We start from the raw sequence: 14,661 nt of genomic DNA on the forward strand, positions 1-14,661 counted from the left end.
TTGTTTTATATGTTTATTAGACTACATTCCCCCTACCACACAAGGATTCATAGTTTTAAAATTATCACTTACTATGCAAGTTCTTGATCTTTGTTTCATAGAAGCTTCTTCTACTTCTTGCTTTTCATCTTCTTCTTCTAAAGCTTCATCACCTATTAGATTAAGTGAGGCTGTTTGTTCAAAATTCATATCAGTTTCAGGAAGTTCAGGTTTGTTTGGATCTTCCCCATCGCCACCACCGCTAATTGGTTTATTTACATCAGGTGTAACAAGTAATGATATAGTCTCAAAATCACCTACAACACTTACATTAGGAGTATTATTTGTAGTTTTAAAATTATCAAGTTGTTCTTTAGAAACTAACAAATTAGTATAAAGCTCTTTAGCTTCTTTGTTTAGTTTTGTAATATTATCTTTTATGATAACAAAAGCTGGATCGTTTTCATTTTTAAGTCCTTTTTCTATTAGCATTACAAAATCATTATAAGCTTTTATTGCTTGAGCTAATTTATCTTGATTGCTTTTAAGCAATTGTTCTAGCAAAAGACCATTTTTAACCGTATCATTATAAAGAGAAGTTAATTTAGTATGCCATGTGTTTTTCTTAGTATTAAAATCATTAACTTTATCTCTAGCATTATTAAACGAAGTTTCAAATTTTGTTTTTATACTATCATCTTTAAAATTAACATTAGTTGTTGTGTGGTCTTTATATGCATTTAAAAAGCTTAAACTTTGCAATAATGCCCTAGCATCTGTTTCATTAACACCTAAATAAGAAGTCATAAATTTAACTTGCTCATCTTCTGTTTTACTAGCAATTCCTGGATATTCATTTAATAGCTTAGCTAACAATCTTATGTCTATTTTATATTTAACCTTATCAATATCGTTGATAATAAATCCATTATATATATCATCACTAATTAAATCATCATTGTCTAATTGTGCTTGTTCGCTTTTAATGCTATCAATATCAGGTAAATATACTGGTGTTTTATCGATAGTAAAATCTGTAGTAAAAGTAAAACTATCTCCATCTTGGTGCAAACCATGATCTTGAAATTTTTCTTGAATCTTGTTCTTAAATTGTGTATAAAAATTTTGCTCTTGACTATCTGCATATGATTGTAAATTAAAATCAACATCTGATGGCATCTCTACAACCTTAGTAGCTTCTGATGTTGCTAGTATATTATTAGGTGCCCACATAAAGACATTTTTATACTGATTTTTATGTTGTGGTTTATTACTGCTGATTGTAAAATTTCCAATTAGCTTATAATATTCAGCCACTGAAGATTTAATTGTAGCATCTTTATTAAAAAACATATAAATATTATTAAAGCTATTTTTATTTGTATTCACAACAAAACCAGCAGCTCCTGTTAGTTGATCTGGATGATATGTCGTAGAGCCTTCTGCTATTATACCTCCCATGTTATTCATAATTATATTAAAATACCTTGAATCACTAGAGGTAGATACAAATCCAGCAGCATAACTAATTTCAGAATCATTTGTTGCTACGGCATTTATTTTTCCTATATTGTTTAAAACTATATTAGAAAGATCGCTAGTTGTCATTCTTCCAGCAAAACCAGCAGCATAAGATAAGTCGTTTTCAGAAAACCCATGCTCATCGTTGTATTCTCCATTATTAAATGCTTTTATTAATTTTATATTATTTAAAACTATATTGCTATAACTATCTCTTCTTATGTTATCTCCTGTTTCACCCTCTTGTTTAAGCTGAAGATCATTATATGCATGACCTACAAACCCACCAGAATATGCAAACCTTTTGTGTGCAAAAGCTTCAATTTCATCTATATCATTAAGAATAATATTATCAAAGCTATTTCCAACTTTGTTATAATTATAATTTCCTGTCCATATTTCACCGGTAAAACCACCTGAATGAGCGACATTGGTAGCTTTTGCTGTTATTTTATTGATATTTTTTAAATAAATATTATCTAAAGCACTTGCAGGTATATAACAATAAGGATTACTAGCATCATCACCGCAATTACGCGACCATTCTAAAGTATCGATAATAGCACCAGCAAAACCACCTGCACGAGAATACCCTCCATTTGCTGTTGATGTAGCTTTTATTTCATTTACATTAGAAAGTTTTATATGCGATGCAGAACTTCCACCTAGCATAACTCCTACAACACCCCCAGCATATACATGACCTTTGTTACTCTCTCCTATAACACTGCCGTTTTTATAATCTACATTGAAATTTTTTAGTGCTCCATTAGATATAACTCCAAATATACCCAAATACATATCATCATTAGAACCTTTTATATTGATATTTTTTAAAGTATATCCTTGTCCATCAAAGATTTTATTGAAAGCACCTGTATCAACAGGGTTGCCATATTGTAAATCGTATTGATTTCCAACTATCATAGAAGTACAACCTAAACCATCTATACAATAATTAGCATAGTTTTTACCACTACTTGCTTTAAAATCTATATCATTTGTAAGTCTATATTCACTAGCACTAGTTCTAAATCCTTTTTTGTTTTCATTCCACCCTTTAGCAAAGTGCCACCAATCTATATCAGAACCTATACCTACATATGCATCTTTTTTAAAGTTATTATTTCCACTAATCTTTGAAAACACACTAAAAGAATTAGGATTATAATAATATCCACTAGCATTTAAATATGCATTACCTTTTGTTTTTGCATCAACATTTATATTTTCTAAAGTATCACCATCTATACTAGCTATATCTACATAAACTTCATTACCTTCTAGTTTTATATTTTTAGCTATAACTTTATTTATGTTGTTATAGTTTTCAGAGCCTAATACTACCTTATTACCTTGTAGGGTAATATTATTTGCATTAATATTACCCATATTGACTACATTACCTAATTTGTTAGGTTTAAATACTGGTGAAAAAGTTAAGCCATCATTAAAGCTTAACTTTGCAAATTTATTCATATCTTCATTACTCATCGATGAAGTAGAAGCTACAAAGCGATTAGCATTGATAGTTCCATTTTTAGTAATGATTACTCCATTAGGATTGATTAAAAATACATTATTACCATTTGCATTTAATAATCCATCTATAGTAGATTTACTTGTTCCATGAGCAATGTTTAGGTAGTTTTTATTGTTTCCATTAAAATTTACACTTTCACCTTTACCTATACTAAATCCCCCCCCCCATTGAATGACAGAGTTTGTTCCATTACCATGTATATTTAAAGTATTGTTGTTTGGTTTGTTTATAGTTCCTGTTGTTCCATGAGTAAATTTACCTCCACTAGGTAGAGCCATTAGTGGAGAAAAAAGCATTGATACAGTTACACCTGAAAGTATGATATGATTTGCTAACTTTTTCATAATTAATCCTTTCTAGTTTTTATCTTTGTTGTTTAATTTAAATTCACTACTATGCTTTTTGCATCTTTACTTACACTTAGAGTGTATTTAGCCTTTTGAACTTTTGTTTTAATGTTTTTATGTAAGCTTTGATGGTTTTTAGTGATAATGTCTAATAAGCTTTGTAAATCTTTTTGATTTAAGTGTTTATTGTTTTCATCTACAAAGCCTTTTTCACTTTGCATTAGAATAAAGCTTTTATTTTTTAAAGTATTGCTGGTATAAACATTAATAGAAGTTTTTTCACTTAGATGAATAGCTTCTTTAGTATTTAGATAATTTTTAGTATTATCTTTTAATATAAAGCTATAATGATCAAAGTAATTAACTAATTTAGCTTTTATATTAGTATTTAAATAAAGATGATTATTAGTGCCACTTTTATGAGTAAGAGCTTTTGAGTAAAATTTATTATTATCATCTTGAGTATGTATAAAGCTTCCTGCTAATACATCTATATAAGTATTATTAAATATATTAGTATTACCACTTAAATATAAAGTATTATCATAGCTTTTATCATCTTGATGATAAATAGCTGAAGCACCTATAAAAATAGCATCATTGTTTTTATACTCATCTATATTTAAATTAGCTATATGAGTATAATTATCATGAGTGTTTTTAGCAATACCTGCACTAATAACAGCTGTTCCTTCTCTTGTATCAGAAGCTGTTCCTAAAGCAAGGTTTATAAAAGACATATTATTATTAGCACTTTCGTTATAAGCTCTAATAATATATATATTATCATGAGCTGCACTTGAATAATCTTTAATATTTAAAGTATTTTCATTAGCATTTTCATTAGCTCTTAAAATGATTTTAGAGCCTTTATCTATATTAGAAGCATTAGATAAAGATTGCACTAAATCATAATTGATAGTATTTTTTTCTAAATTATCAGCTTCTATAATAGTGGTTAGGTTTTTACCTGATTTTACTTCTTTTAGATTGATTGAATTATTACTTGCTGTTTTAGCATAATAATCTTTATCATCTAAAGTAGTTTTACTAACCCCATAAATATATAAAGGTATAGATACATTAGATGAGCTTAGATTAATTTTATTATTATCTGCTTTACCACTTGATACTTTAGCAGCTGTAATTTGGATTTGATCTTGATAGTTTTCTACTACACTTTCTTGGGTTAAATCCCCTTTTATATTCACACTATTTCTATTAGCACCCTTACTAGCATAAGCTCCATAAAGATTAAATTCATTCTTACCTGTATAATTAGCATTAATCTCAAAAGGCTTTTTAAGATGAACATTAATAGTATTATCATTAGCATAACCATTATTTGCAAATCCTGCATAAAAGTCTAGGAGTGCTTTTACTTCTATATTAGTATTTAAAGCTAATAAGGTTTGTAAGTCTTTAATCTCTATAGTGTTTTTATTAGCACTACCTTGTATGATTTTACCACCATAGATTTCTCCATTTAATATAGCATTATAAGCTAATGGGGTATTTTTAGTATCTACTCTTAAATCAAGTTTTAAATCATTGATTAAAATAGAGTTTTCACTAACTTCATAGTTTTGATTATTATTAACATCTACAAAGGCTCCACCCAAATGTGTAGCAGCTGAAGTTGAATATGCTCCACTTGGTCCATGAACTACTAAAGAAGCTCCATCTATAATAAGTTTATTTCTTTTAGCATTCCCATTATAAGTAATAGCACCTAATATATGAGTCATTCTTTCATCAAATACACTCTTACCCATTAAGCTTTGTCTATAAGGGGTAGTATGAAAGTCTATCTTTACTCCCTTATTTAAAATAACACTATTATTATTAGTATTTGCATCTATACCAAAAGCACCCACTACATAAGGAGCTCCATTTAAAGGTAAGGTATAGGTGTTTTCAACACCCATATTCACATAAGCATCTTTTAAAAAATTTAAAGTATTATTGCTAGCTTCACCTTTTCTTGCTATAGCTGGAGTGATTAAAAAATTATATTTATTATCTAAACCTGTAGCTTTAGGATTCATTACTTCTTTATTGCTAGGTTTTAAATAATATACTGAAGAAAGCTCTCCTGCTTTTAAGGTTAAGGTGTTATTGTTTGCTTTAGCATTAAATACATAAGCAGAAGCTAAAAAAGGTATATAGCTTACTTGATTAATGGTTTCATTTATTGAATATGCCCCATGAAAGCCATTTACTACAAAGATATCTTCTTTAATACTTGGAGTAAGGATTTCTTGTTTTAATTTCATATCACTATAATTCATAGCTTTAGATTTGGGATTATCATAAATTAAAGTGATATTAGAAAGATTTTTATTAGTAGCCATTTGACCATAAAAGTTTATACCATTTAAGTATTTATAAGTATTATTAATACTATCATATACACTTTCATCATTAAAACTATGCTTTTTAATTACATAAGCTTTTAAAGCATTATCATAATTTGCTTGTGTGGCTGCTTGCAAAGAGCTTAGTGAAAGAATGGTTAGTAAAGAAAGTTTTAAAATTTTAGAGTTTTTAAAAGACTTAAAAGAGTTATTACTTAAAGAATGTAGGTTAAAACAAAAATTACCATTCCCCCCCCCCATAGGGTGTAAGTTAGTTTTACACATAAAAAATCCTTTTATAAATTTGTTAATGTTTTTTTTGTTTTTTATTGCTTTTATTGCTTTTTTAAGTAAATTAGTAATGTAACTACTAATAATTTATAAATATACTTAGAATGTTAATATTATGTTTATAAATTTAAGCTTAAATATAAACAATAATAAAATATTATAATAATCAAAAAATATTGTAAAAATAGAATGAGGTTTTATGGTATGAGATTTTAAGATGGTTGGTTGAAAATATTTGTATAGAAAAGTTTAATAAAAATTTATTAGAGCTTATTTATGATATAAAATCTACCTTGCAAAGTAATTTTAAATTTTTAGGTATAAATTGAAGTGGTGCGGATGAAAGGACTTGAACCTTCACGCATTGCTGCACCAGATCCTAAGTCTGGCGTGTCTGCCAATTTCACCACATCCGCGAAAGTGGTACGCTCAAGAGGATTCGAACCTCTGACCTACGGCTTAGAAGGCCGTTGCTCTATCCAGCTGAGCTATGAGCGCATAAAGAATAATCAGGCTTATGGTGCGCCCGATAGGAATCGAACCCATAACCTACAGATCCGAAGTCTGTCGCTCTATCCAGTTGAGCTACGAGCGCTGATGGGGTGAGTGATGGGAATCGAACCCACGACCCTCAGGACCACAATCTGATGCTCTAACCGACTGAGCTACACTCACCATTTATATAAATGGTCGGGGTGAAAGGATTCGAACCTTCGGCCCCTTGGTCCCAAACCAAGTGCGCTAACCAGACTGCGCTACACCCCGATATATAAAAATAAAGCGTTATTCTACATAAAAATAAATCAAAAGTCAAGAAAAAAAATAACATTTGGTATAAAATATACCAAATGCTTTAAGAACTAGAATTTTGTTTTTTTTGTGAAATAATATTTAAAATTTCTACAACTAAAGAAAAAGCCATTGCCACATAAATATATGCTTTATCTATATGTATATCAAAGCTCTCACATACCAAAACAACACCTATCATCACTAAAAATGCTAAAGCTAGAATTTTAATACTTGGGTATTTTTCCACAAAATCAGAAATCGGTTTAGAAGCAAATAACATTACTAACACTGCAATAATCACTGCAATAATCATAATTTCTATATCTTGAGCTATCCCAACAGCTGTTATAACACTATCTAGTGAAAATACTATATCTATAATAGCTATTTCAGCTACCACTATCCAAAGTTTATTGCTTATTTTTATATTATTTTGGTTTTCTTCTTTGTGATTTATACTTTCTTTAATTTCTTTAATGGATTTAATGATTAAAAATAATCCTCCCAACAAAAGCACCAAATCTCTTCCAGAAATTTCATTACCTAAAATACTAAATAAAGGCGTAACAAGCTTCATAACCCAAAAGAGCGAAAGTAATAATAAAATCCTAGTAATCATTGCAAAAGCAAGGCCTAAAATTCTACCTTTATCTCTATGTTCAGGTGGTAATTTAGAAACTAAAATAGCCAAAAAGATGATATTATCGATTCCTAAAACTATCTCTAAAGCTGTAAGAGTAAATAATACTATCCAAGCATCTACACTAAAAATCCATTCAAACATTGAACTCCCTTAAAAATAAAAAGTGTAATTATAATAGTGAAAAATTAATCATTCTCAAAAATTTTAACAATAGTTGCTGGTAAAATTTCATGCTCTATTTTATGAATCTTAGTTTCAAATTCTTCAAAACTTAACTTTTCTTTTTCAAAGGCTTTTTGAGCTATGATTTTACCCCCATCTAATTCTTCATTTACCCAATGCACACTCACTCCAGCCACTTTCATATCACTTTCATAACTTTCTTTGATAGCATGAGCACCTTTAAATAAAGGCAATAAAGAAGGATGTAAATTGATAGCTTTTATATTTTGTGTAAAAATAGGGCTTAAAATTCTCATAAATCCTGCTAAAATAGTCAAATCTACTTGATTTTCTTTTATATTTTTTACTAATTCTGCGTCAAATTCTTCTCTTGAAGTAAATTTTTCGTGTTCTATGATTTTAGTATCAAGACCATATTTTAAAGCTCTTTGTATGCCATAAGCTTCTTGTTTATTACACAAGCACAAAACTACTTCGAAAGTATTTTTTCCAAAGGTTTTTTTATGTAATTTTTCTAAAATATTTTCTAAATTACTTCCATTCCCGCTAAATAAAACTGCTAATTTTATAAGCATTTTAACCCCTTTATTAATTTTAAAGCATCAAAGCTATTTTTGTTTTTCTCATAATTTTTAGCCACCAAAGCATGGGCTAATACTGCATTTTTCGCAGCTTCTAAGGCATTAAATCTTGCTCCAAGTAATGCTACTATCATACCGCTTAATACATCACCACTTCCACCTTTTGCTAAAGCTTCATTGCCACAATTTACTACAAAAAGTTTTTCATTTTGCGTGATGATTGGATTAGCCCCTTTTAATACCAAAACACATTGAAATTTAGAACTAAACTTTCTTGCATAAAAAAAGCGTTTATTTTGAATTTCTTCTACACTTATATCCTCATTAAAACAAAGCTTTAAAAGCATAGAAAATTCTTTTGGATGAGGAGTTAAAACGACATCTTCTCTATCAAGGTATGAAAGTAAATTAGCACTTTGAAAGCAATTTGCATCAAGCACTAAAGGAGTATTTTTTAACCTTTCATCTTTTAATATGCTTAAATCTTCAAGCCCCATACCTATAACAACTGCACTTACTTTAGCTTCAATATCATCTTTTAACATAATCAAAGGTGAAAAACTTTCCTTTGCCACTAAAGATACTAGCCCTGCTCCAAACTTTAAAGCTCCTAATCCTGCTAGAGTTCCTGCACTTTTACTAGCAAATATATAAACATGGCCAAAATCGCCTTTGTTTGAATTAGTCTTTTTTGTGATGAGTTTTAAGTCTTTTTTTTCTAATAAAAAAGATTGTGAATTTTTAGTTTTTAGTTTTAATCCTAAATTTGCGTATTTTATTTTCCCTACAAATTCTTTTGCAAAATCCTCTAATAAAATTTCTTTTAAAACACCCATACAAATGGTATAATCGGCTTTAAAACATACTTTTTGCCCAACCCCACTAGGTATATCACAAGCTATTTTCAAAGCTTTGCTTTTGGCAATTTTTTTAAAAATTCTTTGTAAATTTTCATCTAAAATTTTATTTAAACCACTACCAAAAACGCAATCAACAATAATATCAAAATCTTTAAATTTAGGTTCTTTTTTTAAAAATTTAAAACCAGTATTTTTTAGAATTTGTTCTTGCTTGATAAACATTGTATTTTTTTTATATGGCATAACATAAGCATATGCTTTTTTAAGGTGTCTAATAGCTACCAAACCATCAGCGCCATTTCCACCACCACCAAGTAAAAATAAAATCTTAGCATTTTTAAATTTTTTACTTTTTTTCTTTATGAAATTTGCAAGTTCTATACCTGCATTTTCCATCATCAAAAACTCATCTAAGCCTTTTTCGATTAATTGTTTTTCATAGCAAGAATTATCTTTAAATATTACTTTCATCATTCATCTCACATTTTATAAGCTTTTGAGTTTTAGCACCAAGTTCTTTTAGCTTAATCACTCTTGTAACGATATTTCCACTTCCATGTGTTAGTTTTTTTTGCATATCATCTATATTTGAATTCAAACCATTTAGATTTTTTTTAATTCTCTCAAAATCTTCCAAAACCCCTGCAAATTTATCATGAAATTTACCAAGCTCATCAAAAGCTTTTAATATATTTTCATTACTTTGAATATTTTTCCATGAAATATTTATAGTGTTTAAAGCCATAAAAAGTGTATTTGGCGTAGTTAAATAAACCTTTTTTTTATAAGCATATTGATAAATTTCAAGATCTACATTTAAAATCAAATCTAAGATATTTTGATAAGGTATGAAAAGTAAAACAAATTCGTAAGTATGTTTATCATACTGCATATAAGGCTTTTTAGCTAGTTCATCTATTCTTGATTTTAGATTATAAGCTAGATCAAGACAAGTATTCTTACTAATATCATCAAAAGTAAAATCACTTGGTAGGGAAAATTTCGCATCTATAACTATACTTTTTTGCTTGTCTAAAAATACCACTGCATCAGGAATATAAGTTTTTCCATCTTCTTGAAATCTCTCTTGCAATTTATACTGAATACCTTCTACTAAACCGCTATTTTCTAAAACAGATTTTAGTTGTAATTCCGCAAAATTACCACGAATTTTTTTATCACCCTTTAAAATTTTTGCTAGTTTATCTGCATTTTCTGTCATATTTTGACTAAATTTAAACATATTATCAATATGAGTCTTAAGGCTAATTTCATTAGAATTTAATCTTTCATTATATTCTTTTACGCTTTTTTTAACAGGTATGAAAATTTCTTCTAGAATTTTTTTTGTGTCTTCATTCAGCATAAGTTTATTTTGATTTAAAATATTAATATTTTGTTTTTGAAAATTTTGTTCTAATTCTTGTTTTAATTGTGCTAAATTTTGTTTGTATTTTTCTTCTAATTTAACCAAAGTTTGTGTGTATTCTTCTTTTAAATTTGCACGCTCTTTTAAGTGTATATTTAAAAGTTCTTGTTGATTTTTTTCATATTGAGCCAAAGTAGCTTCTAAGGCTTCATTTTTTGATAAATATGCTATTTTTTCTTCTAAAAGCTTATTATTTTTATCTAAAAGTGAAGTATTTTCTAACTCTAAAGATGAAAGTTGATTTTGTAAAGAAGCATTAGTCTGGGTTAAAAATTCAAATTTTACCTTTTCTTTTTGGCTTTTAAATATAAACCATATAAAAGCAAAAATCACAACAATCAAAAAAGCTATTAAAAAATTTTCCATTTTCAACCTTTTGCTTTTTCAAGAAAATAAATATTTTTTTCATTTGCCTCTTTAAACTGCTTCATTTTTGGCAAGAATTCTTTTACTAAGGCTCTAAAATTTTTAAAACCAAAATTTTGAGGGATAAAATTTGCATGTTTCCTGCTCATATTAATACGAATCTGAGCATATTCTGCTCGCCCTTTTTCTTCTATTAAAGCTTCTGTGATATTGATTAAATCTTTTATATATTCTTTAGTACTTAATACTTTTTCCTTGGAATCTTCTTGATCTAAATAAAAAAACTCACTAAAAGAATTTACATAAGATTTTACAGCTTGTTTTAAACCCATACCTATGACTTGTTTTTTACCCTCTTTAAGCCTTTGAATCAAACTAGTATAATCACTATCACTTGAAACAATCACAAAAATATCAATATCTTTTTCATAAAAAACACTCATAATTTCAGTAATTAAATACATATCGCTTGAGTTTTTATTAGCTATAAAATTAAATTGTTGCATTGCAATAATAGAATATTGTGCGATTTGTTCTTTCCAATTTTGTATATTTTTTTGAGTCCAATCTCCATAAATTCTTTTTATAACTATCTCTCCATAATCAGAAGTAATATCAAAAATAGATTTTGCGTATTTTGATGGGATATTTTCAGCATCTATAAAAATCGCTATACTTTTATTTTCCATTTTTTTACTCCTATATTGTTTTCATTCTAAAACTTAGTGCTTTTAAAATATGAGTTTTTAAAATCAACTCACTTTGCTCTAAATCAGCTATAGTTCTTGCTACTTTTATGGTTTTATTTACTCCTCTTTGGGAAAGATTATATGAGCTTATAGCCTTTTGTAAAATTTCATTAGCAGTAGGATCTAAAACACAAAATTGTTTCATTTGCTCATCATTTAATTTGGCATTAAATTCTTCTTGCTTTCTTTGTTTTTGAAACAAAAACCCTTTAAACACCATATCACTCATTTGCTCTGAATTTAAACTTGTTTTATCTTCGGGTGAAATTTCATCCATAGCCACATAAAGATCAATCCTATCTAAGATAGGTGAGGAAATTTTGTTTTTATATTTTTTTATCTCTATTTCCTGGCAACGACAAGTTTGGTTTTTAGAAAATAAATTTCCACAAGGACAAGGATTTTGCGCACAAGCAAACAAAAACTTAGTTTCATAAATAACTTTAGTATTAACCCTTGAAATAAGAATTTTAAAATCTTCTAGTGGTTCTCTTAAACTTTCTATGATTTGCTTTGAAAAATGTGGAAACTCATCAAAAAACAATACTCCTCCGTTTGCTAAAGCCAATTCACCTATTTTTGCATTTTTAGCACCTCCACCGAAAATACTAGCTCTTGTACTTGTGTGATGAGGACTTCTAAAAACCCTGCTAGCGCTAAAATCATCATCCAAAGAATTTAAAGATTTATAGGCATTTTGGGCTAAAATTTCTTTTAAACTTTGTGGTGGCATAATAAATGGAAGCCTTTTAACACACATACTTTTACCACTTCCTGGGCTACCTTCAAATAAAATATTATGCATTCCTAAAGCTGCTATTATACAAGCGTATTTAGCATTTTCTTGACCCTTAACTTCTTTAAAATCATAAGGATAAATAGTATTTTTAATATATTTTTGATGGTTAATCTCTATAGCATTTTCAAATAAAGGATGGCCGTTAATGATTTTATAATTTTCATAATTTTTTTCTTTAAAAAAAACAATAGCTTCGTTTAGATTTTCTAAAGCATAAATTTCTAAATTTGGGATCATAGAAGCTTTCTGTGCTATAGCTTTTGGCACTACAACTTTCGCATTTTGTACTTTTATACTTAAAAAAAGTAAAATAGAAAATAAACTAGCAGTACTTTTGATACTCCCATCTAGTCCAAGTTCTCCAAATACAAAAAAATCATCTAAATTTTCTTTTTGAAATAAAATTAAAATCGCAATAGCCAAATCAAAATGAGAGCCATTTTTAGGGATATCAGAAGGACTAAGGTTGATAGTAATTTTTTGTGCTGGGAAAGTAAAATTTTGGCTTAGTAAAGTGGCTTTAACTCTTTCAGTGCTTTCTTTAATGGTGGAATTTGCAAGACCTACTATACTAAATCCTGGCAAGCCTCTTGTGAAAGTTGATTCTACATCAATTATATCAAGCTCTGTAGAAAAACTTGCACATTTTAGTTTTTTCATTTTTTCTTTTTAGATTTTTTCTTAAAGTCTTTATCAAATTTTTGACGCTTTAAAAAAGAAAGTTTTTCTATAAATAAATGTCCATCAAGATGATCTACTTCGTGTTGAATAGCCACTGCTAAAAAATCATGTGCTTGTAAGGTTTGTAGATTACCAAATCTATCTTGATAATCAAGTTGTATATTTTTATAACGCATTATATCTTCATAAAAACCTGGAATACTTAAACAACCTTCATTGCAAGAAATTTTTTCATCATCTAAAGGAGTAATGATGGGATTAATTATCTCCAAAAGCGTTTGTTTGTCTTCTTTTTGCTCGCCTTCTTCATCACCAATATCTACAAGCAAAGCTCTAATTGGCACATTAACTTGAATAGCTGCTAAACCTACACCTTTATTGGCTATCATTGTTTCATACATATCATCTAAAAGTGTATGCAAATCTTTATCAAAATTTTCTACTTTCTTTGATTCTAAAAATAATCTTGGGTTAGGATAGATAATTATCTCTCTTATCATTTTTCTTTTTCCACTATCACAAAAGACTCTAAATTTTTACCAGAATCTTTTAAAGCTTCAATGCATTTTTCTATTAACTCTTCACTTTTGCTATCTTGATTAACTGCACTTATAGCAACCTCAACATCTACTTCTATTTCTTTATCTGCTAAGAAAAAATTTGAATTTTCTAAAGATTCTAAAATTTTATTGCAAATTTCTTGTGTTTTTTCTAAATTAGTATGAGAAATCATCATAGCAAAAATATTATTTCCACAATGTGCTACTATATCACTTGATGATATATTTTTACTAAAAATTTTACAAACACTTTTTAAAAATGCGTTTTTTTCTTTTTGGGTATAAGTTTGCTCTAAAATTTCTTCTTTTACTCTAAAAAATATTAACGATGTATGATAATTATATTTTGCATTGCTTTCTATACTTTTTTCTAAATTTTCTAAAAAGTATTTTTTATTATAAACTCCAAATTTAGAATCAAAATCACTTTGTTCTTCTATATGTTTATAAGTTTGTCTAACCTCATCAAAATTCTCTTTAATTTCATCTGAATACTTATCTAAAATACTTGAAAATCTTGAAAGATCAGCTTCTAAAGCGTGAATAACATTAGAAACTGCTAAATTTCCAGTACTTACCGCTAACTCTGAATTACGCCTTCTTAGCACATCTTTAACCGTTTCAAGATGTCTATAAATCATAGCAATATATTGCAATAATGCTGAAGTTGAACTAAAGCTTTTTTTAATCTCTTGTTCTATATTTGCTCGTTTGATACCATCATCTTTTTGCTCAAACTCCATAATTTCATTAATCTTCTTTTTAAATGTAATTGGACGCTCTTCAAGCATTTTTTGAAAATACACTCCATAGTTCATAGGAGTTGGGGGGATATTATCTTTTATAAGCTCACTTAAAATAGATTTTGCAAATTTTTCAAATTCCCCTCCACTAATCTTTTGGATTTTTGGAGCTTCTTTAACCGAAGTTGGATCACTACTTAAATTTAAATCAGCAAATAAATCATCATCTAGCATTGC

Annotated in this window: 10 protein-coding genes and 5 tRNA genes; all 15 read right to left on the reverse strand. The window is 28.2% G+C overall.

Annotation, left to right across the window (positions count from 1 at the left end):
• Positions 1–21 precede the first annotated feature (21 nt).
• The 15 genes from CARM_RS07565 to CARM_RS07635 all read right to left on the reverse strand — a co-directional run bounded on the left by CARM_RS07565 (position 22) and on the right by CARM_RS07635 (position 14,658).
• Positions 22–3,387: a two-partner secretion domain-containing protein gene (locus CARM_RS07565; protein ID WP_176301018.1), complete on the reverse strand. Its 3,366-nt coding sequence runs from the start codon at positions 3,385–3,387 to the stop codon at positions 22–24.
• A 32-nt stretch (positions 3,388–3,419) separates the two neighbouring features.
• Positions 3,420–6,032, reverse strand: coding sequence for a hypothetical protein (locus tag CARM_RS07570; RefSeq protein ID WP_139427341.1), 2,613 nt, complete (start codon positions 6,030–6,032; stop codon positions 3,420–3,422).
• Positions 6,033–6,369: 337 nt separating this feature from the next.
• Positions 6,370–6,454 (reverse strand) — tRNA-Leu (locus CARM_RS07575).
• Between the two features lie 5 nt (positions 6,455–6,459).
• Positions 6,460–6,536, reverse strand: a tRNA-Arg gene (locus tag CARM_RS07580).
• A gap of 20 nt (positions 6,537–6,556) precedes the next feature.
• Positions 6,557–6,633 (reverse strand) — tRNA-Arg (locus CARM_RS07585).
• A gap of 3 nt (positions 6,634–6,636) precedes the next feature.
• Positions 6,637–6,713: transfer RNA gene (locus CARM_RS07590), tRNA-His, on the reverse strand.
• A gap of 12 nt (positions 6,714–6,725) precedes the next feature.
• Positions 6,726–6,803, reverse strand: a tRNA-Pro gene (locus CARM_RS07595).
• Between the two features lie 88 nt (positions 6,804–6,891).
• The gene (locus CARM_RS07600; protein ID WP_139426405.1) at positions 6,892–7,614 is read right to left on the reverse strand and encodes a TerC family protein; all 723 of its coding nucleotides are present in this window, start codon (positions 7,612–7,614) and stop codon (positions 6,892–6,894) included.
• 44 nt (positions 7,615–7,658) lie between these two features.
• Positions 7,659–8,231 carry a phosphoribosylglycinamide formyltransferase gene (gene purN / locus CARM_RS07605; protein ID WP_139426407.1) on the reverse strand — a complete coding sequence of 191 codons (573 nt, stop codon included), beginning with the start codon at positions 8,229–8,231 and terminating at the stop codon, positions 7,659–7,661.
• Positions 8,222–9,568 (reverse strand): NAD(P)H-hydrate dehydratase, encoded by a 1,347-nt coding sequence (locus tag CARM_RS07610; RefSeq protein WP_139426510.1) that lies wholly within the window; start codon positions 9,566–9,568, stop codon positions 8,222–8,224. Before CARM_RS07610 ends, purN begins: the two co-directional genes overlap by 10 nt.
• Positions 9,552–10,892, reverse strand: coding sequence for a DNA recombination protein RmuC (gene rmuC / locus CARM_RS07615; RefSeq protein WP_139426409.1), 1,341 nt, complete (start codon positions 10,890–10,892; stop codon positions 9,552–9,554). Before rmuC ends, CARM_RS07610 begins: the two co-directional genes overlap by 17 nt.
• 2 nt (positions 10,893–10,894) lie before the next feature.
• On the reverse strand, positions 10,895–11,581 hold the full coding sequence (locus tag CARM_RS07620) for an NYN domain-containing protein (RefSeq protein WP_139426411.1): 687 nt from the start codon (positions 11,579–11,581) through the stop codon (positions 10,895–10,897).
• Positions 11,582–11,591: 10 nt separating this feature from the next.
• Entirely contained in the window at positions 11,592–13,100 is a 1,509-nt protein-coding gene (locus CARM_RS07625) for a YifB family Mg chelatase-like AAA ATPase (protein ID WP_139426414.1), read from the reverse strand.
• The gene (def, locus tag CARM_RS07630) at positions 13,097–13,621 is read right to left on the reverse strand and encodes a peptide deformylase (protein ID WP_139426416.1); all 525 of its coding nucleotides are present in this window, start codon (positions 13,619–13,621) and stop codon (positions 13,097–13,099) included. Before def ends, CARM_RS07625 begins: the two co-directional genes overlap by 4 nt.
• A complete protein-coding gene (locus CARM_RS07635; protein WP_139426418.1) occupies positions 13,618–14,658 on the reverse strand; it encodes a GGDEF domain-containing protein in 1,041 nt (346 codons plus the stop codon). The genes def and CARM_RS07635 overlap by 4 nt, the downstream gene beginning before the upstream one ends.
• Positions 14,659–14,661: the final 3 nt, after the last annotated feature.

The organism is Campylobacter armoricus, assembly GCF_013372105.1.
GTDB classification, from domain to species: Bacteria; Campylobacterota; Campylobacteria; order Campylobacterales; family Campylobacteraceae; genus Campylobacter_D; species Campylobacter_D armoricus.